General features: G+C 74.9%; 20 protein-coding genes and 1 pseudogene. 11 read left to right on the top strand and 10 right to left on the bottom strand.

Annotated elements, in window-relative coordinates; all coding sequences use genetic code 11:
- Both DMH08_RS19725 and DMH08_RS19720 read left to right on the top strand, forming a co-directional pair.
- On the top strand, positions 1-812 hold an 812-nt coding region (locus DMH08_RS19725; protein WP_125616741.1), incomplete at its 5' end, for an ABC transporter permease.
- Positions 813-956: 144 nt separating this feature from the next.
- Positions 957-1,595, top strand: coding sequence for a TetR/AcrR family transcriptional regulator (locus DMH08_RS19720; RefSeq protein ID WP_051300450.1), 639 nt, complete (start codon positions 957-959; stop codon positions 1,593-1,595).
- Between the two features lie 80 nt (positions 1,596-1,675).
- On the opposite strand, the pseudogene DMH08_RS19715 reads toward DMH08_RS19720, so the two are convergent.
- The 3 genes and pseudogenes from DMH08_RS19715 to DMH08_RS19705 form a co-directional block, all read right to left on the bottom strand.
- Positions 1,676-2,422, bottom strand: a pseudogene (locus DMH08_RS19715) (Sir2 family NAD-dependent protein deacetylase); the annotation flags it as partial.
- Entirely contained in the window at positions 2,367-4,334 is a 1,968-nt protein-coding gene (locus tag DMH08_RS42415; RefSeq protein ID WP_125616738.1) for a helix-turn-helix domain-containing protein, read from the bottom strand. The pseudogene DMH08_RS19715 and the gene DMH08_RS42415, both read right to left, overlap by 56 nt.
- 517 nt (positions 4,335-4,851) lie before the next feature.
- Complete coding sequence (locus DMH08_RS19705; protein ID WP_051300451.1) at positions 4,852-5,223, bottom strand: hypothetical protein; 372 nt, start codon at positions 5,221-5,223, stop codon at positions 4,852-4,854.
- Between the two features lie 192 nt (positions 5,224-5,415).
- Here DMH08_RS19705 and nirB point away from each other — a divergent pair, with 192 nt between their 5' ends.
- Together nirB and DMH08_RS19695 are read left to right on the top strand one after the other, a co-directional pair.
- Positions 5,416-7,938: a nitrite reductase large subunit NirB gene (gene nirB / locus DMH08_RS19700; protein WP_125616735.1), complete on the top strand. Its 2,523-nt coding sequence runs from the start codon at positions 5,416-5,418 to the stop codon at positions 7,936-7,938.
- A complete protein-coding gene (locus tag DMH08_RS19695; RefSeq protein ID WP_125616732.1) occupies positions 7,935-9,443 on the top strand; it encodes an FAD-dependent oxidoreductase in 1,509 nt (502 codons plus the stop codon). Before nirB ends, DMH08_RS19695 begins: the two co-directional genes overlap by 4 nt.
- 57 nt (positions 9,444-9,500) lie before the next feature.
- Here DMH08_RS19695 and DMH08_RS19690 read toward each other — a convergent pair whose 3' ends face one another.
- The 3 genes from DMH08_RS19690 to DMH08_RS19680 form a co-directional block, all read right to left on the bottom strand.
- Entirely contained in the window at positions 9,501-10,217 is a 717-nt protein-coding gene (locus DMH08_RS19690) for a Crp/Fnr family transcriptional regulator (RefSeq protein WP_026401688.1), read from the bottom strand.
- 361 nt (positions 10,218-10,578) lie between these two features.
- Entirely contained in the window at positions 10,579-11,496 is a 918-nt protein-coding gene (locus tag DMH08_RS19685; RefSeq protein ID WP_026401689.1) for a 5'-3' exonuclease, read from the bottom strand.
- Between the two features lie 40 nt (positions 11,497-11,536).
- A complete protein-coding gene (locus DMH08_RS19680) occupies positions 11,537-12,451 on the bottom strand; it encodes a PP2C family protein-serine/threonine phosphatase (RefSeq protein ID WP_125616726.1) in 915 nt (304 codons plus the stop codon).
- Between the two features lie 230 nt (positions 12,452-12,681).
- On the opposite strand from DMH08_RS19680, the gene DMH08_RS19675 reads away from it, so the two are divergent.
- The 5 genes from DMH08_RS19675 to DMH08_RS19655 all read left to right on the top strand — a co-directional run bounded on the left by DMH08_RS19675 (position 12,682) and on the right by DMH08_RS19655 (position 19,150).
- Complete coding sequence (locus DMH08_RS19675; protein WP_233617692.1) at positions 12,682-13,791, top strand: M24 family metallopeptidase; 1,110 nt, start codon at positions 12,682-12,684, stop codon at positions 13,789-13,791.
- Between the two features lie 329 nt (positions 13,792-14,120).
- Positions 14,121-15,353 (top strand): ABC transporter ATP-binding protein, encoded by a 1,233-nt coding sequence (locus tag DMH08_RS19670; protein ID WP_026401691.1) that lies wholly within the window; start codon positions 14,121-14,123, stop codon positions 15,351-15,353.
- Entirely contained in the window at positions 15,350-16,681 is a 1,332-nt protein-coding gene (locus tag DMH08_RS19665) for an ABC transporter substrate-binding protein (protein WP_026401692.1), read from the top strand. The genes DMH08_RS19670 and DMH08_RS19665 overlap by 4 nt, the downstream gene beginning before the upstream one ends.
- A gap of 10 nt (positions 16,682-16,691) precedes the next feature.
- Positions 16,692-18,098, top strand: coding sequence for a carbohydrate ABC transporter permease (locus DMH08_RS19660; protein WP_084550020.1), 1,407 nt, complete (start codon positions 16,692-16,694; stop codon positions 18,096-18,098).
- Positions 18,095-19,150: a carbohydrate ABC transporter permease gene (locus DMH08_RS19655; RefSeq protein WP_125616719.1), complete on the top strand. Its 1,056-nt coding sequence runs from the start codon at positions 18,095-18,097 to the stop codon at positions 19,148-19,150. The genes DMH08_RS19660 and DMH08_RS19655 overlap by 4 nt, the downstream gene beginning before the upstream one ends.
- Positions 19,151-19,222: 72 nt before the next feature.
- On the opposite strand, the gene DMH08_RS19650 is transcribed toward DMH08_RS19655, so the two are convergent.
- Positions 19,223-20,467, bottom strand: coding sequence for an ABC transporter ATP-binding protein (locus DMH08_RS19650; protein WP_051300453.1), 1,245 nt, complete (start codon positions 20,465-20,467; stop codon positions 19,223-19,225).
- A gap of 152 nt (positions 20,468-20,619) precedes the next feature.
- Between DMH08_RS19650 and DMH08_RS19645 the strand changes: the two genes are divergently transcribed.
- Both DMH08_RS19645 and DMH08_RS19640 read left to right on the top strand, forming a co-directional pair.
- On the top strand, positions 20,620-21,645 hold the full coding sequence (locus DMH08_RS19645) for a LacI family DNA-binding transcriptional regulator (RefSeq protein WP_026401695.1): 1,026 nt from the start codon (positions 20,620-20,622) through the stop codon (positions 21,643-21,645).
- Between the two features lie 92 nt (positions 21,646-21,737).
- Positions 21,738-22,205: an Lrp/AsnC family transcriptional regulator gene (locus tag DMH08_RS19640; protein ID WP_084550022.1), complete on the top strand. Its 468-nt coding sequence runs from the start codon at positions 21,738-21,740 to the stop codon at positions 22,203-22,205.
- Between the two features lie 45 nt (positions 22,206-22,250).
- Here DMH08_RS19640 and DMH08_RS19635 read toward each other — a convergent pair whose 3' ends face one another.
- The 3 genes from DMH08_RS19635 to DMH08_RS19625 all read right to left on the bottom strand — a co-directional run bounded on the left by DMH08_RS19635 (position 22,251) and on the right by DMH08_RS19625 (position 24,979).
- Positions 22,251-23,189, bottom strand: a complete 939-nt coding sequence (locus DMH08_RS19635) for a TIGR03619 family F420-dependent LLM class oxidoreductase (RefSeq protein ID WP_125616716.1) — start codon at positions 23,187-23,189, stop codon at positions 22,251-22,253.
- 133 nt (positions 23,190-23,322) lie between these two features.
- The gene (locus DMH08_RS19630; RefSeq protein ID WP_026401697.1) at positions 23,323-24,399 is read right to left on the bottom strand and encodes a PLP-dependent cysteine synthase family protein; all 1,077 of its coding nucleotides are present in this window, start codon (positions 24,397-24,399) and stop codon (positions 23,323-23,325) included.
- A 40-nt stretch (positions 24,400-24,439) separates the two neighbouring features.
- Positions 24,440-24,979, bottom strand: coding sequence for a DUF1707 and FHA domain-containing protein (locus tag DMH08_RS19625; protein WP_026401698.1), 540 nt, complete (start codon positions 24,977-24,979; stop codon positions 24,440-24,442).
- Positions 24,980-25,029 lie beyond the last annotated feature (50 nt).

Genomic DNA, 25,029 nt, shown 5'->3' with positions numbered 1-25,029 from the left:
CCTCGGCCCCCGCCGCCGGCGCGCGCCGCCCCGGCTTCGCCGCGCTGCTGCTCGCCGAATGGACCAAGATCCGGACCGTGCAGTCGACCCTGTGGTCGCTGGTCCTGCTCGTCCTGCTGCACCTCGGCTTCACCGGGCTGCTCGCCGCGGTGTTCGCCGCGCAGTGGGACAGCATGAACGAGGGCGACCGCGCCATGATCGGCGAGGACCCGGCCGGGTTCTTCCTCGGCGCCGGGCTGTCCTACAGCCAGCTGACGGTGTGCGTGCTCGGCGTGCTGCTGATCGCCTCAGAGTACTCCACCGGCATGATCCGCTCCAGCCTGCTGGCCGTCCCGACCCGGCTGCCGATGCTGTGGGCGAAGGCCGTCGTGTTCGCCGCGCTCGTCCTCGTGCTGGGCGTCGCCGTGTCGTTCGGGTCGTTCTTCCTCGGCTCGGTGATCCTCGGCGACCGGCTCCCCGTCGAACTGGGCGACCCGGGCGTGCTGCGCGCCGTCTTCGGCGGCGGCCTGTACCTGGCGATGCTCGGGCTGTTCTCCCTGGCGATCGGCGCGATCGTCCGGCACACCGCGGGCGCCATCACCGGCGTGATCGCGTTCGTGCTGGTGCTGTCGCCGCTGGCGTCGCTGCTGCCGGGCTCCGTCGGCGACTACGTCCACGGCTACCTGCCGTCGGTCGCGGGCATGGCGATCACCGCGGCCGCGCCGTCCGACGACGCCGTCCTGTCGCCCTGGGCCGGGTACGGCGTGTTCGCGCTGTGGACGGCCGCGCTGCTGGCGGCCGCCGCGTACCTGCTCAAGCGCCGCGACGCCTGACGCGCGCCCGCCGCGCGGACCGGCCCCCGCACCGGCGGGGCCGGTCCGCGCGTCCCGCCGGGACGTCCGCGCCCGGCGGGGGGAGGCGCGCGCTACGGTGTTCGGTCGGGCGCTTCGAGCGCGTGACCGAACGGGAGGTCGGGGATGCCGGGGTCGGGGGCGCCGACACGGATCCGCCTGCTGGAGGCGGCCGTGGCGGTCATGGGTGAGGACGGCTGGTCCGCCGTGACGTCCCGGGCCGTCGCCCGGCGCGCCGCGGTCAACAACGCGCTGGTGCACTACTACTTCGGGTCCGTGGACGCGCTGCGCCGCGCCGCCGTCCTGCACGCGCTGGAGCGGGAGCTGGAGGGACCGGTCTCGGCGGTCCTGGACGCCCCGGACGTCCTCGACGGCCTCGTCGCCGCGATCACCGACCTCACCGCCCCGCCGGCCGCCGGCGACGAGACCGGCGCCCCCAGGCTCCGGGTGATCACCGAGGCGCTCGTGCACGGGCTGCGCGACGACGAGCTGCGCCGCGCGACCGTCGAGCAGCTCGCGGCGTTCCGCGGCGCGCTCGCCGACCGGTTCGCCGCGCAGCGCGCCGCGGGCGGGCTGCGCCCCGACGCCGACCCGGCCGGCCTCGCCGTGGTGGTCGCCGCGCTGGTCGACGGCCTGCTGCTGCACGCCGTCGTCGACCCCGGCACCGACGCCGCCGCGGCCACCGCCGGGCTCGTCGGCCTGCTCCGCCGCAGCGGCCCCGAGGCCGGGCTTCCCGCGGGCGGGGGAGACGAGCGCGCCCGGTGACCCCGGCGGGGCGGCTCGGGCAGCCCCTCGACCAGCGCGCCGAGCGTCGCGCCCAGCGGCGCGTCCAGCGTGACCAGCGCGTCGCCGTCGCCCCGCGTCGGGCCCCGGTTCACGATCCCGACCGGGATCCCGCGCCGCGCCGCGTGCCGGACGAACCGGTACCCCGACATCACCGTCAGCGACGACCCCAGCACCAGCAGCGCGCCCGCCCGCTCGGTCAGCGCGAAGCAGTCCGCGACCCGCGCCGGCGGCACGTTCTCCCCGAAGAACACCACGTCCGGCTTCAGCGGCCCGCCGCACCGGTCGCAGCCCACCACCCGGAACCCGTCGATCGCCCGGTCGTCCAGCTCCGCGTCGCCGTCCGGGTTGACCGAGCCGTCCTGCCCGTGCAGGCCGGGATGCTCGCCCGCGTGCCCGCCGGGCCGCTCCCCGAACCCGGGGTTGGCCGCGCGCAGCCGCGCGTCGAGATAACCGCGGGGCGTGCGGGCCCCGCACGCCAGGCACACCACCCGGTCCAGCGAGCCGTGCAGCTCGATCACCCCGGACGCCCCCGCCGCCTGGTGCAGCCCGTCCACGTTCTGCGTGATGACTCCCGACAGCAGACCGCGGCGCTGCAGCTCCGCGACCGCCCGGTGCCCCGCGTTGGGGCGCGCCGCCTTGATGTGGCGCCAGCCCAGATGGCTCCGCGCCCAGTACCGGCGGCGCGCCGCGGCGCCGCCGGTGAACGCCTGGTAGGTCATCGGGTCGCCCCGCCGCCTGCTGAGTCCCGTCTCACCCCGGTAGTCCGGGATGCCCGACTCGGTGGAGATCCCGGCGCCGCTCAGCACCACGACGTCCCCGTCCGAGACGAGGTCCGCCAGAGCGCGCAGCCCGGCCTCCCGATCCACAACCTGCGTCACCCCTCCATGGTGCCCGACGCGGACGCGTGCCCGGGCTCCGGCGCGGCACCGGAAACCGGGCGGGCCGAGGACCGGTCGGACCGGCCCGAAGAACGGGACACGCCTGTACGGGACGCACGGCGCGTCGTCGCCCGCCGACCCGCCGCCCCGCCGTCCCGCAGTTCCCGCGGACGCGGGCCCGAGCAGCCGGGGTACGCGGCTCCGCGCCCGATCGCCCCGCTTCCGCGCGGACGCGCAGTCGATGGGCCCCCAGCACGGCCCGAACGCGGCGTGACGCTCGGAACCGGTGCACCCGTACGCCGCGTCCCGAAGAACACGCGCGGGCCTTCACCACGTCCTCAAGGGCCACGGACGGTCGCCGCCGCACCGGCCCGCGCCCCTCGGCCCGCGACCGGCCGGTCGCGATGCCCGGGGAGGCGCCGACACCGCGGGCGAGGACGTCCAGTCCGGCGGTGTCGAGCCGCGGGGCGCGCGCGTGCCGCAGGTCGTGCGGCGACACGCGCCGGACCGCCTCGGCCCGGTCGATCACGCCCGCGACGGCGGAGTCGACCGCGACCAGCACGGCCGCGCGCCCGAAGAGGCCCCCGTCCGGACCACCTGGGAAGTGGTTCGAGGGCGGGGCGGGAATAGTGTCCGGGAAGATCCGCAGCATCGAGTTGAGGGCGATCATGGTGGCGAGCTTGGTCTCCGGGGCGGCGGGCTCGCCGCCGAAGATGTCGTTGATCACCCGGATCCGGTAGCGCACCGTCTGCGGGTGGATGTGCAGCTGCCGCCCGGTGACCACCGCGTTGCAGCCGCTGTTGAAGTACGCCAGCAGCGTCTCCGCGAGCATCTCCCGGCGCGGCGGCGGCTGCTCCAGCAGCGGCCGCAGGTAGCGGGGCGCGGCCGCCTCCACCAGGTCCCGCGCCTCCGCGGTGACCAGCGTCGCGAGGTGGTCGCAGCAGCGGACCGTCCCGTCCGCCGGCAGGACGCCCTCCTCGGCGAGCGCGACCGCCCGGCGGGCCCACCGCAGCGACACCGCGCCGCGGTCCACCGGGACCGTCGGGCCGACCGCCGCCCCCGGGCACGCGTCGGCCAGCGCCGCCATCAGCCGATCCTGCCCCGGACCGTCCGGGTCGGGCACCACCAGGTACGGCGCGTCGCCCGACCAGTCCGCCAGCACCGTGGGCGGGACGAGCCGCGCCGTCCCGGCCAGCGGACCGCGCAGCGCCACCGCGCAGATCGTCTCGGGGGCCGTCCAGTCCGCGGCCTTCGCCAGCTCGCGGATCGCCTCCCGGCCGATCGGCGGATCGGCCACCAGGACGTCGCGGAGCCGGCCGCGGTCCCGCTCGCGCCGCGTCGCCAGTTCCTCGCGCGCCGACGCGTAGCCCTCCGCGGCCGCGTCGACGAGGACCGCGAGGAGCCCGAAGTGCGCCTCGGTGAGCATCGCCAAAGTCTCCTGGCTCCAGCCGAAGTCGTAGGCGTGGCCGATGAACCGGCGGCACGTGATCCGGCTGCTGAGCCGCAGCGCCGCCTCGAGGCCGTCGAGGCCGTGCCCGCCGGACGCCTCGCGGGCGCCGATGTGCGCGTACAGGTCCGTGAGGAGCGACCAGTCGGGCGCCGGGTCGTCCACGGAGTCCACGAAGCCGCGGACCGTCGTGGCGATCGTCCGGACCATCTGCCGGCCCTGGACGCTGTCGGCGGGGTGGGCGTACGCGGGGAGCCGGCGGCGGATCTCCTCGGCGATCTCCCGCACGACCGCGTCGAGATGCGGGCGGAGCAGGTCGCCGATGCGGACCCGCTGCGCATGGCACGGCAGCGGGGAGCGGGTTCTCCGGACTGACAGGGGCGGGGAGGCCACGGGTTCTCCTCGGGATCGGAAACGCACCTGGCTTTCGGGCTCGCCAGTCTCGCTTCTCCCGCCGCCAGATCAAGGCTCCGCGGAAATACGTGTGTGCCCGCACACCCGGATTGGGCGGCGGCAACGGGATTCGGCGGCTCCTCATCGCGAAATGAGCAATTGGACCGTTCCGACGCCCCCGCCGGTCGCCGGGCCCGTGTCGCTCGATGAACCCGCCGAAAAACGCTGAGGCGTTCGCGGGCGTGGAGGAGCCGACTGCCGCGTCCGCCCCCGGACGGCCACGCCGCCGCCTCCTGAGCCGTGGACGTCCGGGCGGCACGCGGGGCCGTCGGGCCGCCCGCCCCTGCGGCCCCCGCATGGACCTTACTGCGTAAAGGGCGGTGGCCGGTGGGACCCGCCCGGCGTGCTCGTGGGCACGCGGGACGGCGCCGCCGCGGCCGTGCGCCGGGTGCCGGGGCGCGCCGCCGAGGGCCCGCCCGCCGCCGCTATGGCCGGCGGGACGTCCGGGGACGGGCGGTCAGCGGTCCTCGCCCCGGGAGGGGTTCTCCAGCCGGAAGAAGTTGCTCTGGACGCCGTCCTTCTTGTGCTCCTGGTAGATGAAGTTCAGTTCGCGCTCGTCGAACGTGCGGAACCAGTCGTCCCAGGAGATGTGCTCGAGGTTCTCGCCGCCGTAGCCGGGGAAGTCGAGGCGCAGCCGCCCCGGGCGGCCCCCGTACTCGCTGCCGGGCACGGTCGACGGCTCGGCCCCGCGCTCCTCGGCCCACCGCCGGATGACCTCGTGGTCGGTGGTGACGAGGCTCTTGCCGGGACGCTCCTCGTGCTCGTCCGCCGAGGTCACCTCCTGCTCGTAGCGATGCTCGCCCTGGATCGGGTGGTGCGACTCGCCCATCGGGCTCCCCCTTCGAGTCGTTCGGCTGTCGGGGGTGTGGTACCCGCCCGACCAGGGACTAACGGGGACGACCTGCGGGGAAGGCGGACGTTACGGGCCCGTGTCGGCGAGATGCGGGCGGTGAGGGCCAGTTAACGCGCGAGTGACATCCGGGACCTGCACGGGTAATACGCCCGCCCGATGATCGGCGTCATGGGAGCCGACAACGACATCGTCCGGCGGCTGGTCGTGGTGGGCCACGGCCCGGCCGCGCACCGCCTGGTGGAGGTCCTGCGCGAGCGCGACGCCGCCGGGACCTGGCACGTGACCGTCATCGGCGAGGAGAGCCGGACCGCCTACGACCGGGTGGCGCTGACCACGCACCTGGAGGGCGCCGACCTCGCGTACCCGCCGCACGACGACGCGGTCGCCGTCGTCACCGGCGAGCGGGTCACCGGGATCGACCGCGCCGCGCGGACGGTCGCCACCGACGCGGGACGCGAGGTGCCGTACGACGCGCTCGTCCTCGCGACCGGGTCCGCGCCGTTCGTCCCGCCCGTGCCCGGCGCCGACCTGCCCGGCGTGTTCGTCTACCGGACGATCGACGACCTCGACGCCATCCGCGCGTACGCGGCCGGGCGGACGACCGGCGCGGTCGTCGGCGGCGGGCTGCTCGGGCTCGAGGCGGCCCGCGCCGTGCAGGGCCTCGGGCTGCGCAGCGCCGTGGTCGAGGTGGCGCCGTGGCTGATGCCGCGCCAGCTCGACGAGGGCGGCGGCGCGATGCTGCGCCGGCACATCGAGGCCCTCGGGATGGATGTGCGCGCCGGCACCCCGATGAGCGCGCTGGAGGCCGGACCGGACGGCGCCGTCGCGAGCGTGCGGATGGCCGACGGCGCCGTGCTGGACGCCGGGCTCGTGGTGTTCTCCGCCGGGATCCGGCCCCGGGACGAGCTGGCGCGCGGCTGCGGCCTGCCGGTGGGGGAGCGCGGCGGGATCGTCGTCGACTCCGCCTGCCGCACCGAGGACCCCGCGATCTTCGCCATCGGCGAGTGCGCCCTCGTCGACGGGGTCGTGTACGGGCTGGTCGCGCCGTGCTTCGCCATGGCCGAGACCGTCGCCGGGCGGCTGCTGGAGCCGGCCGACCCCGCGGTGTTCGAGGGCGCCGACCCGTCCACGAAGCTCAAGCTGATGGGCGTGGACGTCGCCAGCTTCGGCGACCCGTTCGCCGACCGGGACGGCGGGGCGCTCGGCGTCACCTACACCGACCCCGTCGCGAAGGTCTACAAGAAGATCGTGGTCAGCGACGACGCACGCACGCTGCTGGGCGGCGTGCTGGTCGGCGACGCCGACTCCTACGCGGTGCTGCGCGCCCAGGTCGGCGGCGCCCTGCCCGGCACCCCCGACCAGGTGCTGTTCGGCGGCACCGAGGCCGCGGGCGGCGACCTGCCCGGCGCCACGGTGGTGTGCTCCTGCAACAACGTGACGGCCGAGACGATCCGCGGCGCGGTCACGGAGCGGTCGCTGACCGATCTCGGCGAGGTCAAGGCGTGCACCCGCGCCGGGACGAGCTGCGGAAGCTGCGTCCCGCTGGTGAAGAAGCTCCTGGACGCCGAGCTGACCGCGGCGGGCGTCGAGGTCAGCAAGGCGATCTGCGAGCACTTCGACCACAGCCGCGCCGAGCTGTTCGACATCGTCCGCGCGAGCGGCATCACCAGCTTCACCCGCCTGGTGCAGGAGCACGGGCGGGGCCGCGGCTGCGACATCTGCAAGCCCGCCGTCGCGTCCATCCTCGCCAGCCTCGGCAACGGCCACATCCTCGAGGGCGAGCAGGCGGCCCTGCAGGACACCAACGACCACTTCCTCGCCAACCTGCAGAAGAACGGCACGTACTCGGTCGTCCCGCGCGTCCCCGGCGGCGAGATCACCCCCGAGAAGCTGATCGTGATCGGCGAGGTCGCCCGCGACTTCGGCCTCTACACCAAGATCACCGGCGGGCAGCGGATCGACCTGTTCGGCGCCCGCGTCGAGCAGCTCCCGCAGATCTGGCGGCGGCTCGTCGACGCCGGGTTCGAGTCCGGGCACGCCTACGGCAAGTCGCTGCGGACGGTCAAGTCGTGCGTCGGGTCGACCTGGTGCCGCTACGGCGTGCAGGACTCGGTCGCCATGGCGATCCGGCTCGAGCTGCGGTACCGGGGGCTGCGCGCCCCCCACAAGCTGAAGTCGGCCGTGTCCGGCTGCGCCCGCGAGTGCGCCGAGGCGCAGAGCAAGGACTTCGGGATCATCGCCACCGAGAACGGCTGGAACCTCTACGTCGCCGGCAACGGCGGCATGCGGCCCCGGCACGCCGACCTGCTCGCGAGCGACCTGTCCGACGACGAGCTGGTCACCGCGATCGACCGGTTCCTGATGTTCTACATCCGCACCGCCGACCGGCTGCAGCGCACCGCGAGCTGGCTGGAGGACCTGGACGGCGGTCTCGACTACCTGCGGGAGGTGGTCATGGACGACGCCCTCGGCATCTGCGCCGAACTCGACGCCGCCATGGAACGGCACGTCGCGTCCTACTCCGACGAGTGGAGCGACGTGCTGGACGACCCCGAGCGGCTCCGCCGGTTCGTCTCGTTCGTCAACGCGCCCGAGACGCCCGACCCCAGCATCGAGTTCGAGGTCGAGCGCGAGCAGATCAAGCCGCTGCTGCAGATCGACGCGCGGCGGCCCGAGGCGGTGGGCCGATGAGCGCCGCGCCCGGCGTCGTCGTCGTCGGCAACGGCATGGCCGGATCCCGGTTCGTCGGCGAGCTGCGCGACCGGGACCCGTCCGTCCCGATCACCGTGTTCGGCGCGGAGCCGCAGCGGCCCTACAACCGGGTGCTGCTGTCGAACGTCCTCGCCGGGGCCGCCGACCCCGAGCACATCGCGCTCGTCGACGCCGCCTGGTACGCGGCGCACGGCGTCGACGCGCGCCTCGGCGTCGAGGTGACCCGCATCGACCGCGCCGCCCGCACCGTGCACGCGTCCGACGGGACCGCCACCCCGTACGGCACGCTCGTCCTCGCCACCGGCAGCACCGCGTTCGTCCCGCCGCTGCCCGGCCTCGCCGAGGGCCTGCCGCGCGGCGCGCTCGCGTTCCGCACCCTCGACGACTGCCGCCGCATCAGCGAGCTCGCCGCCACCGCGCGCCGCGCCGTGGTGATCGGCGGCGGGCTGCTCGGCATCGAGGCCGCGCGCGGCCTCGCCGGACGCGGCCTGGACGTCACCGTCCTGCACCTGGCCGGCCACCTGATGGAACGGCAGCTCGACCCCGCCGCGGGTCGGGTCCTGGCGCGGACGCTCGCCGGGCTGGGCGTCGGGTCCCGCGTCGGCGTCGGCGTCACCGGCGTGCGGACGTCCGGGACGGGCGGCGACCGCCGCGTCACCGGCGTGGAGCTGGACGCCGGCGGCGCCGCCGAGACGATCGACGCGGACCTGGTCGTCGTCGCCTGCGGCGTCCGGCCCGAGACCGGGCTCGCCCGCGCCGCCGGCCTCGCCGTCGGCCGCGGCGTGATCGTCGACGACGAGCTGCGCTCGGTCGCCGACCCGTCCGTCCGCGCCATCGGGGAGTGCTCCGAGCACCGCGACGAGGTGTACGGGCTGGTCGCGCCCGCCTGGGAGCAGGCGGGGATCCTCGCCGGGCTGCTCGCCGGGACCGAGCCCGGCGCCCGCTTCACCGGCGCCCGGCAGATCACCCGGCTCAAGGCCGCCGGGATCGAGCTCGCGTCGATGGGGGAGACCCACTTCGGCGACGAGGACGACGGCGTCGAGGTCGTCCGGTTCACCGACGTCTCCCGCGGCACCTACAAGAAGGCCGTCATCCGGGACGGCCGGCTGATCGGCGCGATCCTGCTCGGCGAGACCGCCGCCGCCGGGACCCTCACCCAGCTCTACGACCGCGCCGCGCCGCTGCCCGCCGAACGCCTGTCGCTGCTGTTCCCCGGCGCGGGCCGGGACGGCGGCGGGACGCGGGCCGACTCGCCGCTGCGGATGCCGGACGCCGCGACCGTCTGCCAGTGCAACGGCGTCACCAAGCGCCGCGTCCGGGAGGCGTGGGAGGACGGCGCCCGCACCGCCGACGACGTCGCCCGCGAGACCCGCGCGGGGACCGGCTGCGGCGGCTGCCGCGACGCCGTCGAGGGCATCCTCGGCTGGCTCGCCGACCAGGAGACCCCCGACCGGCGGGAACCGGCGGCCGCCGCGCCCCGCTGACGGCCGCTTTCCTGATCTACAACGTAAAGGCGCCGGGCGGGACGTCCGCGGGGGCCGTCAGTCCAGTGCGCTCTCGGCAAAGATCCGGAGCGCCTCGGGGTCCCGGACGGTGATGCGGCGGCGGGCCGTCCGGACGTGGCCCGCCCCGCGGAGGACGGCGAGCGCCCGCGCGACCGTCTCGCGGGAGGCGTCGATGCAGCCGCCCAGCTCGCCCTGGGAGAGCGGCGGGGCGATCTCGATCCCGCCGCCCGCCGCGGGCGGCGCGTGCCGGGCGGACAGGTCGGCGAGGTCGGCCAGCAGCAGCGCCAGCCGCCGGGCGCCCTGCGCGGACACCGTCGCCTGCAGGCGCCGGTCGGCGTCGTCCAGGCGCCGCACGAACGTCCCGCTGACCAGCAGCCACATCCCGGGATGGGCGTCCAGGAACGCGGTGAAGCGGGCCGCCGGGACGATCAGCGCCCGCACCGCGCCGAGCGCCGTCACGGCGGCCGACCGCTGCCGGCCGCCCAGCACCGCGCTCTCGCACACCAGGTCGCCCGGCCCGCGCACGGCCAGGACGATCTCCCGGCCGTCCTCCGTCGCCGACGCGACCTTCGCCCAGCCCCGCTCGATCACGATGATGTGGTCGGAGTCCTCGCCCTGGTAGCACAGCGGGGTCCGGGGCGGGTAGGAGCGAGGGCGGCCCGCCCGGCGCAGCGCCGCCCGCTGCGCGCCGTCGAGATCCGCCCAGAAGCCGTGCCCCGCGCTCCGCGCGGCACGGGCCGTCGCCGGGCTCACCGCGGGGCCCCCGCCGCGGCCCGGCCGCGCCCCGGAGGCGCGGCCGGGCCGACGCGTGAACCGGCACCCGCGGCGATGGGGGGAGTGGGGCGATGAGGCCCAAAGCCCCGGGTGCCGGTCCGTCCATGCCGCCGTCGCGGCCGGCCGGGGGTCACGACCGGCCTCGCGGCGCTCTGCGTGCTGCATGCATGTGCCAAGGAAAGCCCCTTACCGTTCACGATGCTGCATCCGCGGGCACGGCCGGTCTGCGTCATCTGACACTTTCGGTGCAACTTGTAACCGGGATTGCGCCGGCGGTGCCGCGCGGCCGCGCGGGGAGGCGTGCGGAGGCGGTCCCGCGGGGGGCGTGCGGGGGAGGCGGTCAGCGCGCCAGGGCGTTCAGCAGCCGGTTCACCGGGCTCGAGAGGTTCCACCGGTCCGCCAGCTCCACCAGCGCCTCCGGGTCCCGCGCGCCCGCGGGAAGGCGGTCGTCCAGCGCGGCCAGCTCCGGCGCCTCGATGTCGGTGACGACGCGGACCACGGTCTCGGCCGACGCGAGGTAGTCGCGGGCGGCGTCGATCCGCTTGCGCGCCCCCGCCGGGAAGCCCTCGTCGCCCCCGTCGAGCGCCGCGAGGATGCCCGCGACCGAGCCGAACCGGGTGACCAGCGCCGCCGCCGTCTTGTCGCCGACCCCCGGGACGCCCGGCAGCCCGTCGCTGGGGTCGCCGCGCAGCGTCGCGTAGTCGGCGTAGCCGCGGCCCGGGATGCCGTACTTCTCCGCGACCTCCTTCTCGCCCATCACCTGCAGGTTCCGGACGCCCCGCGCGGTGTACAGCACGGAGACCGGCCCGCGGTCGTCGACGAGCTGGAACAGGTCGCGGTCGCCGGTCACGATGTCGACGGGCCCGTCGGCGGCGCCGCGCACCGCGAGGGTGCCGATGACGTCGTCGGCCTCGAACCCGGGCACGCCCGTGCGGGCCAGCCCGAAGGCGTCCAGCACGGCGTCGATGATCGGCAGTTGCGCGGACAGCGGGTCGGGCGTCTGGTCGCCGCCGTCCTCGGCGACGCGGTGCGCCTTGTAGGACGGCAGCGCCGCCACCCGGAACGCGGGCCGCCAGTCGGCGTCCATGCAGCAGACGAGCCGGTCGGGGGAGCGGTCCTGGACGAGCCGCGCGATCATGTCGACGAGCCCGCGCACCGCGTTCACCGGCGTCCCGTCCGGGGCCGTGACCGACTCGGGCACGCCGAAGAAGGCGCGGAAGTACAGCGACGGCGTGTCCAGCAGCATCAGCCCGCTCATGCGCACATCCTTCCACGCGGGTGCGACGCTCCGCGTCCGCTCACGTCACCCGCGCGGCGAGCAGGCAGATGTCGTCGTCGGGGTTGGCGGCGCCCAGCGACCGCAGGACGTGGTCGACGACGGCGTCCGGCGGCGCGGCGTGCCGTTCCGCGGCGGCCGCGCACAGCATCGCCGGCCCGTCCGCGGGGTCCCGGCCGCGCCGCGCGACGAGGCCGTCGGTGTAGAGCAGCAGCAAATCGTCGCGGCGCAGGCGGATCTCGGCGTCGGCGGGGCGGGGCGCGCCCGCGACACCGAGCAGCACGCCGCCGGGCGCGTCCAGCGGGCGGGCGCGGCGGCCGCGCAGCAGGACCGGCGGCGGGTGCCCGGCCCGCGCCCAGGTGAGCAGCCGCGCGCCGGGACGGTACCGGGCGGCGACGGCGCTCGCCGTGCGCGGATCCGGGGCGCCGGAGGGGGTGCCGCCCGGGCCCGCCAGGGTCTCGTTGAGCAGGCCGAGCAGGGCGCCCGGGGACGCGCCGGTGCGGGCGAGGCCGCCGAGGGCGCCGCGCAGCCGGGCCATCTCGGCGGCGGCCGCCGGGCCGTGGCCCGCCACGTCCCCGACGGCGAGCAGCACCTCGTCCGGGGCCAGCGCCGCCGCCTCGTACCAGTCGCCGCCGACCCGGGTCTCGTCGCGCGCCGGCAGGTACCGGACGGCGACGCGCAGGCCGGGCAGGTCGCGGACGCCGCGGGGCAGCGGCAGCACCGCGCGCTGCAGTTCGACGGCGACGCGGCGCTCCCCGGCGGCCCGGCGGCGCCGCCGGTCGGCGGCGGCGGCCTCCCCGGCGGCGAGCGCGGCGGCCCTCGCGGCCCGGAGCCGTTCGGCGCGCTCCCCGGCCCGCGTCTCGGCCCGTGCGTCCGGTCTCGCGTCGGCCCGGCCCGCCGCCCGCCCGGCGGCGCGGCCGGTCTCCCTCGCGGGCACCCGGTCAGCCGCCGTGCCGGCGGGGAGGCCCGGGGCGGCGCCGCCCGCCGGTTCTTGCGATGCTGGGGGCGTATCCGAGGCGGATCATCCTGTGTCGGAGCACATGCAGAATGTAACAGGACCAGGTCACAGGGGAGGAGGAAGCGGCGATCGCGCATCGCCGGAGGCGCACCGCGAGGCGGGCGGCCCGGCGGCCGCGCACGCCGCTGCCCGCGAAGATGGAGACGGATGTGACGACGGAGTTGTATCCGCGCGAGCGGCTCGGCCGTGTCCGGGAGGCGACGGCGAAGGCGGGACTGGGGGCGGTGCTGCTGACCCCGGGGCCCGACCTGCGCTACGTCACCGGCTACGACGCGCTGCCGCTCGAACGGCTCACGTGCCTGGTGGTGCCCGCGTCCGGCGACGCGTTCATGATGGTCCCGCGGCTGGAGCTGCCCGCCGCGCGGGAGTCGCCCGCCGGCGGCCTCGGGATCGAGTTCGTGCCGTGGGACGAGACCGACGACCCGTTCGCGCTCGCCGCGGCCCGGCTGCCCCGGGACGTCGCGCGGGTCGGGGTCGCCGACCGGATGTGGGCGGTCATGGCGCTGCGGTTCCGGGCCGCGCTGCCGGGCGCCGAGCAGGTCGCGGCGGGGTCGGTGCTGCGGGAGCTGCGCATGCGCAAGAGCGCGGCCGAGGTGGCGGCGCTGCGCGAGGCGGGCGCCGCGATCGACCGGGTGCACCGCCGGGTGCCGGAGTTCCTGCGGCCGGGTCGCACCGAGCGGGAGGTGGGCCGCGACATCGCGGACGCCATCATCGCCGAGGGGCACGAGAGGGTCGACTTCGTGATCGTCGGGTCGGGCCCGAACGGCGCCAACCCGCACGCCGAGCTGTCGGACCGGGAGATCCGGCCGGGCGAGCCGGTCGTGGTCGACATCGGCGGGACGATGCCGTCCGGCTACTGCTCCGACTCCACCCGCAACTACTGCGTGGGGGAGCCGCCCGCCGAGTACCGCGCCTACTACGCGGTGCTGGAGGAGGCGCAGCGCGCGTCGTGCGCGGCCGTCCGGCCGGGGGCGACGCCGGAGGCGGTGGACGCGGCGGGCCGGGACGTCATCGCGGCGGCGGGCCACGGCGAACACTTCTTCCACCGGACCGGGCACGGCATCGGCCTGGAGTCGCACGAGGAGCCGTACATCGTCGCGGGCAACACCGAGCCGCTCGAGCCCGGGATGGCGTTCTCCATCGAGCCCGGCATCTACCCGGGGCCGCACGGCGCCCGCATCGAGGACATCGTCGTGTGCACCGAGGACGGCCACGAGCCGATGAACGTGACCGGGCGCGGACTCGTGATCGTCGGCTGAACCCTCTGATCAGGCGGTTCGGGTAAGACCCGGTTTCCGATCGGGAACCACGGAAGGGCGGGGCGTTTTCGTCCCGCCCTTTCCGCATTTCGGACGGCCCCGAATGCGGCGGCGGAGAGACCCGTCAACGGCCGGGATCGCGACGATAACGATCTCTGCACCAAATGCGTTCCCCGGCACACCGCGTATTGCGGTGGGGGCGTTCCGCCATGTACCACCTTGTTGCAAGTTACGCCGGGGTAGAGACCGTTTCTCCCACCGGTGCGGACAGGGCTTCCACCTGCCCGGACGCGCCCGGGGGAACCCGTGCCGGAAGAAGAGGAGACGCCGTGGCAGAGGTCGACCTGACCAGCGTCGGGAAGGTCTATCCCGACGGCACGCGGGCCGTGACCGACCTGAACCTCCACATCGCCGACGGGGAGTTCCTCGTCCTGGTCGGCCCCTCCGGCTGCGGCAAGACGACCGCGCTGCGGATGGTCGCCGGCCTCGAGGACATCTCCGAGGGCGAGGTGACCATCGGCGGCCGCGTCGTGAACCGGGTGCCCGCCCGCGACCGCGACGTCGCGATGGTGTTCCAGAGCTACGCCCTGTACCCGCACCTGTCGGTCCGCGACAACATCGGGTTCGGCCTGTCGCTGCGCAAGCTGCCGAAGGCCGAGATCCGCGAGAAGGTCGACCGGGCCGCCGAGATCCTCGGGCTCACCGAGCACCTGGGCCGCAAGCCCCGCAACCTGTCGGGCGGCCAGCGGCAGCGCGTCGCGATGGGCCGCGCGATCGTCCGCGAGCCGCAGGCGTTCCTGATGGACGAGCCGCTGTCGAACCTCGACGCGAAGCTGCGCGTGCAGATGCGCGCCGAGATCGCCCGCCTGCAGCGGGACCTCGGCGTCACCACGGTCTACGTCACGCACGACCAGACCGAGGCGATGACGCTCGGCGACCGGGTCGCGGTCATGAAGAAGGGCGAGCTGCAGCAGGTCGCGCCGCCCCAGGAGCTCTACGACCGGCCCGCGAACCTCTTCGTCGCCGGCTTCATCGGATCGCCGGCCATGAACCTGCTCAAGGGCGCCCTCACCGGGGACGCGGAGAACCCGCGCCTGGAGATCGGCGCCCGCACGCTGACGCTGCCGCCCGCGGTGCTGACCGAGCGCCCGGCCCTGGCGTCCTACCTGGGGCGCGACGTCGTCGTCGGCATCCGCCCCGAGGACATGGAGGACGCCGAACTCGCCGAGGCCCCCGAGGGGACCCGGCTGGAGGCCGCCGCCGATCTGGTGGAGGCGATGGGTTCGGACGTGCTCGTCCACTTCGCGGTCGAGGCGGCGCCGGTCGTCACCGAGGACACCAAGGAGCTCGCCCGCGACGCGGGGGCCGACATGCCGGGCGGCGCGCGCGAGGAGCGCACCGACGTCGTCGCCCGGTTCAGCCCCCGCACCCGCGTGAAGGCGGGCGACCCGGTGACGATTCGCGTCGACACCGGGCGCCTGCACTTCTTCGATATCGAGTCCGGCGCGTCGATCTGGGGAGCAGACGACACGGCCGGTCCGCTCAGGAAGGATGAGGGATGAGGGTCTCATGGTTCGGCCGCCGGGCGTTCGGCGCGGCGGTCGCGGCGGGGATGCTGGTGTCGTCCGCCGCGGCGTGCGGCGGGGACGACGGCGGCGGTGAGGGCGACGGCGGCGGAGACGGCCCGCTGAAGGGCGTCACGGTCGAGGTCGCGGCGAAGTGGACCGGCCCGGAGGAGGAGAACTTCCGCAAGGTCCTCGACGCGTTCGAGAAGCAGAGCGGCGCGACCGTCAACTACGCCTCCACCGGCGAGAACACCGACGCGTTCCTCGGCCCGCGGCTGTCGGCCGGCAACCCGCCGGACGTGGCGATCCTGCCGCAGCCGGGGCTGATGCAGCAGTACGCCGAGGACGGCAAGCTCAAGCCGCTCGGCGCCGACGTCGTCGGGGAGGTCGAGAAGAACTTCGAGCCGTACTGGAAGGAGCTCGGCTCCAGCGACGGCAAGACCTACGGCGTGATGATCAAGGCCGCCTACAAGTCGATCATCTGGTACTCGCCGGAGGCGTTCTCCACCGCGGGCGTCCAGCCCCCGAAGACGTTCGACGAGCTGGCCCAGGCGTCCACGACGCTGCTGAACTCCGGCACCACCCCGTTCACGCTGGCCGCCGGGCCGCAGGACTCCTGGACGCTCACCGACTGGTTCGAGAACGTCTACCTGTCGCAGGCCGGGCCGGAGAACTACGACAAGCTCGCCGAGCACGAGCTCAAGTGGACCGACAAGACCGTCGCCGACGCGCTGGAGACCCTCGCGAAGATCTGGGGCAAGCCCGACTTCCTCAACGGCGGCGTCGCCACCGCCACCAAGACCAAGTTCGACGAGTCGGTCACGCAGGTCTTCGGCGAGCAGAAGGGCGCCATGGTGTACGGCGGCGACTTCGCCGCCGCCAACATCGGCACCACCGAGGCCAAGGTCGGCACGGACGCCAAGGTGTTCCCGTTCCCGCAGGCCGGGGACACGGCGCCGGCCATCCTCGGCGGCGACGTCGCCGTCGCGCTGACCGACGACAAGGGCACCCAGGAGCTGATGAAGTTCCTCGCCTCGCCCGAGGCGGGCAAGACCTGGGCCGGGCTCGGCGGCTACCTCACCCCGAACAAGAACGTGCCGCCGGACGCCTACTCCGACCCGATCGCCAAGCAGCTCATCCAGCAGCTCCAGGCCGCCGGGGACGCCGCCCGCTACGACATGTCAGACCTGACGCCCGCCGCGTTCGGCGCGACCCCGGGCGACGGCATGTGGGAGGCGCTGCGCCAGTTCGTGCAGAACCCGACCGACGTCGAGGGGACGCAGAAGAGGCTGGAGTCCGCGGCCGCCGAGGCGTACGGCAAGTAAGGGACCCCCGATGAAGGCTCCGAAAGACGGGACGCCGCCGGCCGTGACGGCCGGCGGCGCCGCCGCCGTGGACGGCGGTGCCGGCGCGGCGGGCACGGGTGCGGGCACCGCACCGCCCCGCCGCGGGGGACGCGAGCGCCTGACGCCGCCGTCGTGGCTGGCGCTGCTGTTCCTGCTGCCGGCGCTGCTGCTGCTCGGCTTCCTCGTGGTGTACCCGATCGTCTACTCGGTGATCCGCAGTTTCTTCGACGCCGCGGGAGACTTCGCCGGCTTCGACAACTACGCCGGGGTCTTCCAGGGGCACGACAACCTCGTCGCGGTCCGCAACACCGCGATCTGGGTGGTGGTGGCGCCGACGATCGTCACCATCGTCGGCCTGGTGTTCGCCGTCCTCACCGAGCGGATCCGGTGGGCGACGGCGTTCAAGCTCGTGGTGTTCATGCCGATGGCGATCTCGTTCCTCGCCTCCGGCGTGATCTTCCGGCTGGTGTACCAGCAGGACCCCGACAAGGGCATCGCCAACGCCGCGATGGTCGCGGTGCACGACATGGTCAGCACCGACCGCACCTACCCGGGCGCCGGTCCCCGCACCGCCGGGGACCAGCCGGTGCGCGAGGACGGCGGCGCCGTCGTCGCCGCGCGGCCGGTGACGGCGGGGCAGACCGCGGTCCTGCCGCTGGTGAAGGTCAAGCCGGAGTACCTGCCGGACACGGCCGAGCCCGCGGCGGCGCCGCCGTCGGCGGGCTCCGGTGAGATCACCGGCACGGTGTGGTTCGACTTCACCCGGGGCGGCGGCGGCACGCTCAACCAGCCGAACCAGGGCGAGAGCGGGCTGCCGGGCGTCCGGGTCGAGGCGGTCCGCGGCGGCGAGGTGGTGGCGACCGCGACCACCCGCCCGGACGGGACGTTCACGCTGGAGGACGTCGGGTCCGGGCAGGTCACGGTCCGGTTGCCGCAGGACAACTTCACCGAGGCGTACCGCGGCGCCGAATGGCTCGGGAGCACCCTGATCACGCCCGCGATCATCGGGGCGTACCTGTGGGTGTGGGCCGGGTTCGCGATGGTGCTGATCGCGGCGGGGCTCGCGGCCATCCCGCGGGACGCGCTCGAGGCGGCCCGGGTGGACGGCGCGACAGAGTGGCAGGTGTTCCGGCGGGTGACGATCCCGCTGCTGGCGCCCGTCCTGATGGTCGTGATGGTGACGCTGGTCATCAACGTCCTGAAGGTCTTCGACCTCGTCTACATCATCGGCGGCGGAGATCCGAACGCCAGCGTGCTGGCGCTGGAGATGTGGACCGAGTCGTTCGGCGGCGGCAACGACCAGGGGGCCGGCAGCGCGATCGCGGTGCTGCTGTTCCTGCTGGTGCTGCCCGCCATGCTGTTCAACATCCGGCGAATGCGGCAGGAGCGGAAATGAGCACCGCGGACGGCACGGAACGGTCCGCTTCGGACGGGACTCCTCCGGAGGAGACGGCCGCGGAGCAGACGGCCGCGGACGAGACGGCCGCGGAGGCGGGCGGGCAGGAGACGGGCGAGCAGGTCGCGGTGCGGACGGCCGCCGCGAAGGCGGCGCCGGCGGGCGGCGGCGCGTCGGGCGCCCCGCGCCGGGGCGTCGCGTCCCGCATCGTCGGCAAGCTCGGCGGCGGGGCGGCGCAGGCGCTGCTCGTGCTCATCGCGATCTTCTGGCTGGTGCCGACGCTCGGGCTGCTCGTGGCGTCGCTGCGCTCGACCGAGGACAACAGCGCGGACGGCTGGTGGAACGTGTTCACCGAACCGTCCCAGTTGACGTTCGACGCCTACTCCTCGCTGCTCGGGCGGGACGACTTCGTCGACTCGTTCTGGAACACGATGCTGATCACCGTCCCGGCCACCGTGCTGGTCGTGGTGATCGCCGCGCTCGCCGGGTACGCGTTCGCGTGGATGGAGTTCCCGGGCCGCGACTGGCTGTTCCTGCTGGTGGTGGCGCTGCTGGTGGTGCCGGTGCAGGTCGCGCTGATCCCGGTGGCGAAGCTGTACGGCGCCATCGAGTTCGGCGGGTTCCAGATGTTCGGCTCGATCACCGGCGTGGTGCTGTTCCACGTGGCGTTCGGGCTGCCGTTCGCCATCTTCCTGCTGCGCAACTTCTTCGCGGCGATCCCGCGGGACCTGCTCGAGGCCGCGCGGATGGACGGCGGCTCGGAGTGGACGATCTTCCGGCGGGTGATCTTCCCGCTGGGCGGTCCGGCGATCGCCTCGCTCGGCATCTTCCAGTTCCTGTGGGTGTGGAACGACCTGCTGGTGGCGCTGGTGTTCGCCGACACGGAGGCGCAGCCGATGACGAAGTGGCTGCAGTCGCAGATGCGGCAGTTCACCGGCAACATCGACATCCTGGCGCCGGGCGCGTTCCTGTCGCTGATCGTCCCGCTGGCGGTGTTCTTCGCGTTCCAGCGGTACTTCGTGCAGGGAGTGCTGGCCGGCTCGGTGAAGTGAGCACGGACGGACGGACGGCGATGCCCGCGCCCCCTCCGGGGGCCGCGGGCATCGTCCGTCCCGGCGGGATCCTCAGTCGTCGGCCTTGGTGACGGACGGGCCGCCCGGCTTGCGGTCGGGGTGGCCGATGGCCAGGCCGCTGGCGGGGTCGAAGAAGTGCAGGCGGCCGGTGTCGACGGCCAGGTCGACGTGCTGGCCGGGCCGGACCTGCGAGCGCGAGTTGACGCGGGCCGTCCACAGCGCCTTGTTCTCGGCGAGCGGGATCGCCATGTCCTCCTCGCCCTCGGTCTCGTCGCGGGCGAGGTCGGCGGTGTCCTTGTGCTCGACCGGCGGGGCGTCGATGGTGAAGATGACGTTGATCTCGCTGCCCAGCTCCTCGGTGACGCTGCTGCGCACCGACATCGGCGCCCACTCGGGCTTGGCGTGGGCGGCGTCCTCGAAGTCCGACGGGCGGATGCCGAGGATGACCTGCTTGCCGAGGTAGTCGCGCAGGCCGGGCTTGGCGTCCAGCGTCGCGTCCGGGACGGGTAGGGTGTAGCCGGCGAACGAGACGCTCGCGCCGCCGTCGCCGCGGGCGAGGTCGGCGGTGACGAAGTTCATGGCGGGCGACCCGATGAACCCGGCGACGAACAGGTTGACGGGGTTCTCGAACAGCCGCTGCGGGGTGTCGACCTGCTGCAGGACGCCCTCGCGCAGCACGCACACGCGGGTGCCGAGCGTCATCGCCTCGATCTGGTCGTGGGTGACGTAGACGGTGGTGACGCCGAGCCGCTCGTGGAGCTGGCTGAGCGACGCCCGCATCGACACGCGCAGCTTGGCGTCGAGGTTGGACAGCGGCTCGTCCATCAGGAACGCCTGCGGCTGCCGGACGATCGCGCGGCCCATCGCGACGCGCTGCCGCTGGCCGCCCGACAGCGCGGCCGGCTTGCGGGACAGGAACTGCTCGAGGCCGAGCATCTTGGCGGCCTCCTGCACCTTCTGCTTGATCTCCGCCTTGGGGGTGCCGCGCAGCTTCAGGCCGAACGCGAGGTTCTGCTCGACGGTCATGTGCGGGTAGAGGGCGTAGTTCTGGAAGACCATCGCGATGTCGCGGTCCTTGGGGGCGAGGTCGTTGACGACCTGGTCGCCGATGGAGATCTTCCCGCCGCTGATCTCCTCCAGCCCGGCGATCATCCGCAGCGCGGTGGACTTGCCGCAGCCGGACGGGCCGACCAGCACCATGAACTCGCCGTCGCCGATCTCCAGGTTCAGGCCGTCCACGGCCTTGACGCCGCCGGAGTACACCTTGTCGACCTGGTCCAGCGTGATCTTCGCCATCGGATTCCTCGCGCTCCTTGTGGAAACGTTTCCTCATCACCCTGCCGAACAGGGCTTTTGCTGCGTTGTGTGGAGTAAACATCATGGAACCGTTTCCAGGGGAGAGTCCGTTATGAGAAGATGATCGAAAACCTCCCGGGGGAAGGACGGCGATGGCGGACCGGCGATCGGCGACCATCAAGGACGTGGCGGCCGCGGCGGGCGTCGGCATCGCCACGGTGTCGCGCGTGTTCTCCGGGACCGGCGCGGTCGCCGACGCCACCCGCGAGCGGGTGCTGGCCGCCGCACGCGAGCTGGACTACCGGCCGAGCGCCCTCGGCCGCGGCCTGAAACTGCGGCGCTCCGGGGGGATCGGGCTGATCGTCCCGGACGTGACCGACCCGTTCTGCGCCGAGCTGGTCGCGGGCGTGCTGGCGTGCGCGCGGACGCTCGGCGGGCACGTCGTCGTGGACGCCGCGCACGGCGACGCCGAGCGCGAGGCCGAGATCGTCGACCGGTTCGTCGAGCAGCGCGTCGACGGGATCATCGCGCGCCCGGCGGGGGAGACCGCCGACTGGCGCGCCGCCGCCCGGGTGTGCTCGAGCGTCGTGTTCGCCGACCGGGTGCTGCCGGGCCTCGCCGAGATCCCCACCGTGCTCGCCGACGACGCGGGCGGCGTCCGGTCCCTCGCGGAGTACCTCGTCGGGCTGGGGCACCGGCGGATCGCGTTCCTCGGCGCCGCGGCGCCCGGCGGCGAGCCGGGCGTGCGGGAGCGGGCGTTCCGCGACACCCTCGCCCGCCTCGGCGTCCCCGCCGAGGAGGACCTGGTCGTGGCGGCCCGCCCCGCCCGCGACGCCGCCTACGCGGCCGCCGCCGGGCTGCTGCAGCGCCGCGACGACGTCACCGCCGTCGTCGCGGCCGAGCACCTCCTCGGCGAGGCCGCCGTGCTGGTCGCGCGCGAACTGGACCTGCGGGTGCCCGCGGACGTGTCGATCGCGATGGTGGACGACGTCCCGTGGGCGGAGCTGTGCGACCCGCCGCTGACCGCCGTCGCCCGGCCCGGCCGCGACATCGGGTACCGGGCGTGCGAGCTGCTGCTGCGCGAGCCCGCGCGGCGCGGGCGCGGCGGGCCGGTCCTGCTGCCGACCGAGCTCGTCGTCCGCGGGTCCTGCGGGGCGCTGCGCTCCGGACGCCGGTGATCCGCCCGGAATGTCGGACGATTCCGCGGGATGGCGCCGATCTGTGATCTGCGGCGGCTCGCGGGGGCCCGCGGGCGCGCTAGATTCCCCTCGTGGAGGAGATCGATCGCCAGATCCTGGGGCTGCTGGCCGACGACGGGCGGATGAGCTTCACCGACCTGGCCAAGGAGACGGGCCTGTCGGTGTCGGCCGTGCACCAGCGCGTGCGGCGGCTGCAGAAACGCGGGATCGTCCAGGGGTTCACCGCGCGGCTCGACCACGCGCGGATCGGGCTGCCGCTGACCGCGTTCGTGTCGATCAAGCCGATCGATCCGGCGGCGCCCGACGACGCGCCCGACCGGCTGGCGCACCTCACCGCGATCGAGGCGTGCCACTCGGTGGCCGGGGACGAGAGCTACATCCTCAAGGTGCGCGTCGGGTCGCCGAACGAGCTGGAGGACCTGCTGCAGCGGATCCGCGCGGCGGCGAACGTCGCCACCCGGACCACCGTCGTGCTCAGCACCCCGTGGGAGGGCCGTCCGCCGCGGCCCGACGGGGCGGCGGACGGCCCCGAACTCTGAGCGGCGCTCCGAGGGGGGGCCGGGCGGGGGCGGCCCCGGTGCGGGTCAGCGCGGGGCGAGCGCCTCGAGCGCCTCGCGGGCGATGTACATCGAGTCCCACGGGTCGGCGTCGGGGCCGGTGAGCCGCGGGTCGAAGTTCAGGTCGAGGAACAGCTCGGTGACGCCCTGCTCGGCGAGCGCGTCGAAGTCGCCGACGATCTGGTCGTAGGTGCCGGTCAGCGGCCGCCGGTCGGCGCCGGTGCCGATGTCGGAGGCGTCGTCGCCCTCCTCGCGGATCCGCACCGCGCCGCGGCAGACGAACCGCAGCGCGGCGGCGTCCCGGCCGGCCTTCTCGGCCGCCTCGCGGACGATGTCGATCGAGCGTCCGATGTCGGCGAGTTCCGCGCGGCTCGAGCTGACCCAGCCGGCGGCGAGCCGCCCGGCGCGGCGCAGCGCCGGCTCGGACGCGCCGCCCAGCAGGATCGGCGGCTCGGGGCGCTGCAGCGGCCGCGGGTCCATGGTGACCGGCGGGATGTCGTAGAACTCGCCGCGGAACTCGCTGACCTCCCCGGCCTCGCCCGTCCAGAAGGCGCGCAGCGCCGCGAGGAACTCCTCGGCGCGGGCGCCGCGGCGCTCCATGGACGCGCCGACGGCGGCGAACTCCTCGGGCATCCAGCCGAGCCCCAGCCCGAGGTCCAGGCGGCCGCCCGTGACGTGGTCCAGCGTGATCGCCTGCTTGGCGAGCAGGGCGGGGGAGAAGAACGGCAGGTTCACCACGGCGACGCCGAGCCGCACCCGCGCGGTGTACCCGGCGAGGTAGGCCAGCGTGATGAGGGGGTCGGGGACGTTGCGGTAGGTCTGGTCCGCGGAGCCGGCCGGGTTGACCACGCGCTGCAGCGTCCACAGGGAGTCGTAGCCGAGTTCCTCGGCCCGCTGCGCGATCAGCACCTGGTTGGCCGGGGTCGACCACGCCCCCGCCCCCGGTACGGCGAACCCGATCTGCACGGCTGTCCTCCTCCTCGTCGCGCCCGGCCCCGACCGACCGAACCTTACTTTGTCAAGGCGCCCGCCCCGCTCAGGACCGGCCGAAGCGCCGAATCTACCGGATCCGGATCGCGCCTCCGCTCACCCCCGCGCGTCACCCGCGCGGGGCCGGCGGCTCCCACGGCCCGCCGCGCAGGAACCGGTCGATCGCCGCCGCGTGCGGCGCCGGGTCCAGGCCCTTGCGGGCCGCCCACCCGTCGTCGTGGTAGGTGGCCAGGTGCCGGTCGCCGGCGTCGCCGATGAGCGCGACCACGCCGCCGCGCGCGCCCGCGTCCCGCATCCGCGACACCAGGTGCAGCGCGCCCCACAGGCACGCGCCCGTGGAGCCGCCCACCGGAAGGCCGGTCGCCGCCCGCACCGCCCGCGCCGCCGCGACGCTCCCCGCGTCCGGCACCGGGATCATCAGGTCGATCAGGGACGGCAGGAAGCCAGGCTCCATCCGGGGGCGGCCGATGCCCTCGATGCGGGACGGCATCCCGGTGGCGTAGTCCGCGGCGCCCGACGCCCACCCCGGGAAGTACGCCGAGTTCTCCGGATCGACCACCGCGAGCCGCGTCGGCAGCCCGTGCTCGCGGACGTGCCGCCCCAGCGACGCCGCCGTCGCGCCCGTCCCGGCCCCGGCGACCACCCAGTCCGGCCGTCCCGCCTGCGCGAACAGCTCGCCGGCCAGGTCGTCGCCGCGGTGGTCCAGCGCCCGCTCCGCCCAGCCGAACTGGTCGAGGAAGCAGCCGCCGGAGTCGGCCGCGAGCCGCCGCGCCGCGTCGTAGATCGCGAGCGGGGGAGCGGTGAACCGGACGTCGCCGCCCAGCTCCCGGACGGGCGCCGCGCGGCGCTCGTCCGGTTCGCCCGGCATCACCGCCGTGTACGGCAGCCCGAGCAGCCGCGCCGTGTACGCCTGCGCGACGGCCGCGCCGCCGCCGGTGGCCTCGAAGACCGGGGTGCCCTCGACGATCCGCCCGCAGGCGATCGCGTGCCGGAACAGCGCGCGCGCCGCCCGGTGCTTCAGGGTGCGGGTGGGGTGCGCGGACTCGTCCTTCAGCAGGAGGGACACGCCCCAGGAGCCGGGCAGCGGGAAGGGGATCAGCGGGGTGGGTTCGGCGCGCGCGGCGTCGTCGGTCAGGGCGCGGATCGAGCGGGCGGCCCAGGCGCGGGCGTCGTCGAGGTCGGCCATACCGGGCATCCAACCAGATCCGGTTCAGGGCCCCGCGGGGTCAGGTCGCGGAGACGATGAAGCTCGAATCGCCGAAGCCGACCTCGTCGCCGGGGCGCACCCGCGCCGGTCCGGTCAGCCGCCACCCGTTCACCCGGGTGCCGTTCATCGACCCCAGGTCCGTGATCATCCAGGCGTCGCCGGTGCGGTAGATCTCGGCGTGGAAGCGGGAGACGGTCAGGTCGCTCAGCACGAACTGGCAGGCGGGGGCGCGCCCCACCACGATGCGCGACGGCCCGCCGGACGGCAGCGCGAACCGCGGCAGCCGCGGCGCCCGCCACGCGGCCTCGATGCGCGCGGTCGCCTGCGAGAACGACGACACCAGCCCGGTGAGCCGGCCGACCACCCGGCCGGGCGGCGGCAGGTCGTGGACGATCTCGTCGAGTTCGGCGCGGCTGCGGGCCTGCAGCGCCATGTCGACGCGCCGCTCGAACGTCTCGTGCGAGATGCGGCCCTCGGCCACCCGGTCGCTGAGGACGCGCAGCACCCGGTCGCGCTCCCCGTCGGACGCCCGCACCGGGTATGAGGGCCCACCGTCCATGTTCGTGAGTATCCAGTCCCCGTCGTCGGCTGTCCAGAAAAGATCTCCGG

The sequence above is a fragment of the Actinomadura sp. WAC 06369 genome (assembly GCF_003947565.1).
Lineage (GTDB): Bacteria > Actinomycetota > Actinomycetes > Streptosporangiales > Streptosporangiaceae > Spirillospora > Spirillospora rifamycini.
Note: the sequence above shows the minus strand (reverse complement) of the source record. Positions and strands in the feature narration are given on the sequence as shown.

What these genes read in the sequence shown, in the direction of transcription:
- DMH08_RS19720 (WP_051300450.1), top strand. Translation starts at nt 957, where the DNA reads ATGCCGGGGTCGGGGGCGCCGACACGGATCCGCCTGCTGGAGGCGGCC.
- DMH08_RS19705 (WP_051300451.1), bottom strand. Translation starts at nt 5,223, where the DNA reads ATGGGCGAGTCGCACCACCCGATCCAGGGCGAGCATCGCTACGAGCAG.
- nirB (WP_125616735.1), top strand. Translation starts at nt 5,416, where the DNA reads ATGGGAGCCGACAACGACATCGTCCGGCGGCTGGTCGTGGTGGGCCAC.
- DMH08_RS19695 (WP_125616732.1), top strand. Translation starts at nt 7,935, where the DNA reads ATGAGCGCCGCGCCCGGCGTCGTCGTCGTCGGCAACGGCATGGCCGGA.
- DMH08_RS19685 (WP_026401689.1), bottom strand. Translation starts at nt 11,496, where the DNA reads ATGAGCGGGCTGATGCTGCTGGACACGCCGTCGCTGTACTTCCGCGCC.
- DMH08_RS19665 (WP_026401692.1), top strand. Translation starts at nt 15,350, where the DNA reads ATGAGGGTCTCATGGTTCGGCCGCCGGGCGTTCGGCGCGGCGGTCGCG.
- DMH08_RS19660 (WP_084550020.1), top strand. Translation starts at nt 16,692, where the DNA reads ATGAAGGCTCCGAAAGACGGGACGCCGCCGGCCGTGACGGCCGGCGGC.
- DMH08_RS19655 (WP_125616719.1), top strand. Translation starts at nt 18,095, where the DNA reads ATGAGCACCGCGGACGGCACGGAACGGTCCGCTTCGGACGGGACTCCT.
- DMH08_RS19650 (WP_051300453.1), bottom strand. Translation starts at nt 20,467, where the DNA reads ATGGCGAAGATCACGCTGGACCAGGTCGACAAGGTGTACTCCGGCGGC.
- DMH08_RS19645 (WP_026401695.1), top strand. Translation starts at nt 20,620, where the DNA reads ATGGCGGACCGGCGATCGGCGACCATCAAGGACGTGGCGGCCGCGGCG.
- DMH08_RS19630 (WP_026401697.1), bottom strand. Translation starts at nt 24,399, where the DNA reads ATGGCCGACCTCGACGACGCCCGCGCCTGGGCCGCCCGCTCGATCCGC.
- DMH08_RS19625 (WP_026401698.1), bottom strand. Translation starts at nt 24,979, where the DNA reads ATGGACGGTGGGCCCTCATACCCGGTGCGGGCGTCCGACGGGGAGCGC.